This window comes from Gordonibacter sp., from assembly GCF_036667095.1.
Taxonomy (GTDB): domain Bacteria; phylum Actinomycetota; class Coriobacteriia; order Coriobacteriales; family Eggerthellaceae; genus Gordonibacter.
In genome coordinates, this window is record NZ_JAVWUP010000298.1 from 1 (window position 1) to 2,405 (window position 2,405).

At 48.6% G+C, this 2,405-nt stretch carries 2 protein-coding genes; both read left to right on the top strand.

Annotation, left to right across the window (positions count from 1 at the left end; genetic code table 11):
* Positions 1 to 149: 149 nt before the first annotated feature.
* The gene (locus RR842_RS13925) at positions 150 to 785 is read left to right on the top strand and encodes a TetR/AcrR family transcriptional regulator (RefSeq protein ID WP_332730182.1); all 636 of its coding nucleotides are present in this window, start codon (positions 150 to 152) and stop codon (positions 783 to 785) included.
* 186 nt (positions 786 to 971) lie between these two features.
* The coding region (locus RR842_RS13930) for an FAD-binding protein (protein WP_332730183.1) at positions 972 to 2,405 on the top strand (1,434 nt) is incomplete at its 3' end.

Consider the following 2,405-nt stretch of genomic DNA (forward strand, 5'->3'; position numbering starts at 1 on the left):
GCCGCGAAGGTCTTTACTTGTTTTCGTCTACGGAAAAAACAAGTAAACTGGTGGGGCGCAATTACTTTGTCAGTTGAGCAGTCGTTATAAAGGAAAGTATCGAGTCGTGTGCAACAGTTACTTCTGAACCACCGAAGGAGGTGATTATCGTGGCTGGGATAGATATAATCTGCTTAAGCGCTGACGAGCAAATGAAACTTAAAATCGTCCACAGTATTGCGTCGAACATTTACGATGTAAGTATTGATGATATTTGCAGCAGCGCGCGCATTTCTCGGCGCACTTTTTACAATAACTTTCAGTCGAAATATGCCATTCCTTTGTGGCACAAAAACTTTATTTGCAAGTATACGCTCGATAAAATTGGGCAGGATTATTCGTGGGAGGAAGGTTATGAACGCTTCTTTAGTATGTGCCTCAAAGAAAAGAAGTACCTTCTTCACACCGCTCAGCACCACTACGATAGCCTTCCCGTATCGTTTGATTCGGCGCTCGAAACAAGCACCTGGTACAAAAACCGCGCACAACAGCTCGGTAGGGCCTTGGAGCGTCAGGGGATAGATCCTTCCGAAAAGCAGATGCGTTACTGTATCGAGATGTGCACCCGTATTGAAAGCTTTGCTGCTCGAAGCTGGATTGGAAGCGAGTCTCCCGATGCGCCACGCGTCATTGCCGCCTGCCTCGTAGCATGTGTTCCCCGTGCTCTCTACGATGCGTTGCAAAAGAAAGAGCCGCAGGAATCCGTTATGAACGGTGCTTTGGTAGAGGCTGCGGAAGGGGTGTAACGTAAGCTCTTGCGTGCAGGCAATCTATGGCAATATATTCGTATTGATTATTTCCGTAATTTGTAAAGCAATATGTACAATCCTCGAGACTCGGCGCTTGTTCGTTGAATCTTTCCGAACCATACTTCAGGGCAAGGTGTTTGGGGAAGAAGCAAACACGAACCATACTCTGAGGGGAGTGAAATTATGGGGAGCAAACAGCAAAAAAATGAATTTGGCGAGTCGGGTGTAAACCCTCCAGAACAAAATGTTGAAAAAGCAGGATTGAAAAGAAGAGATTTTTTCAAAATTGCAGCTGCAGCAGGTGTTGCAACCTCGGCAGCCATGATGCTTCCGGGTTGCGCAAGCGGTAAAGGTTCATCGTCGGATACTTCTACAAAGTCGTCTGAAAAAGAAAAGTTTGAGGCGTATGCCGCACCTATCGAACCGGTTGAAGCGCCAAAATCATGGGATTACGAACTTGACGCCGTCGTTGTCGGTAGTGGTGCTGGCGGCATGACGGCCTGTCTTCGCCTTGCTGGAGCGGGTCTTAAAGTGGCGGTACTCGAAAAAAGTCCAAAAGTGGGTGGCATGTCGGGCTACTCCACCATTTTCATGAACCTCGGTGGACATAAGCAGGCTAATGCGGCTGAGTGGGCTTATCCGCACTACCCATATGACCCCGATGCTATCGTTGAGCATTTTATGGACATTCAAGGTCTCGGTGGCGAACCCACATTGTATCGCTCAATGGCTGTTGCTGCGCCGCAGTGCATTGACTGGATGATTGATGATTTGAAAGTGCCTTTGGTTCCTATGTCCAACGTTGCTCCAGTTTATACTGCCTATCTTATTTGGGAGGGTTCTACCACACCCAAAAATACAAAGATGGCAAACTCTATCACTATGGAATATCTTGGAAAACTTGCTACCGAAAAAGGCGTAACCGTGCTCACCGATACCGAGGTGAGCGCTTTGGTAACCGAGGGTGATCGCGTTATCGGCGTGAAAGCAACCAGTAAGGGTAAAGATATTTTCCTGAAGGGAAGCAAGGGTGTCGTTCTTGCTGGCGGCGGGTTCGCGCTGAACCGCGCTATGGTTAAAAAATATTGTCCTACCGTATTTCCTGGCGTCGCGAACTACTATCCGCCTCCGACAGATACGGGCGAGTGCACCCGTATGGGCTTGGGCGTAGGAGCTTCTATTGCGGGTCTCAATTCAGCAGCTACCTATGACGGTGGTATTGATTGGGGCGCTACGAGCGAATACGATCAGTGGTTCACGGCGCATTTCGTGCTCGATGGCGCAACGGCCGTTTGTCGTCAGCCTTGGCTTACCATCGATGCTCTGGGTAACCGGGTGCCTTACTTCTCAGCTCAAGTTCAGCCCTACACCAACGTGGCGAAAGCTGAGGAATTGCCGGGTGGTTTGGATGAAACCGGTGCGGTGCATCTTACCCGCTTCAACGGACGTGCATATGTATGCTTTGACTCGAAGTTTGAAGAATACACCAAAGACAACAAGCTCTTTAAGGTAAAACTCGATCGTATTATGCTTGATATCGAAGATGACCCGCAAGCAGAGCGTGTTCCCAAAGAAAATCGCAATTGGCACGCGGGTTTCAATGATGCTGTTGCAAAT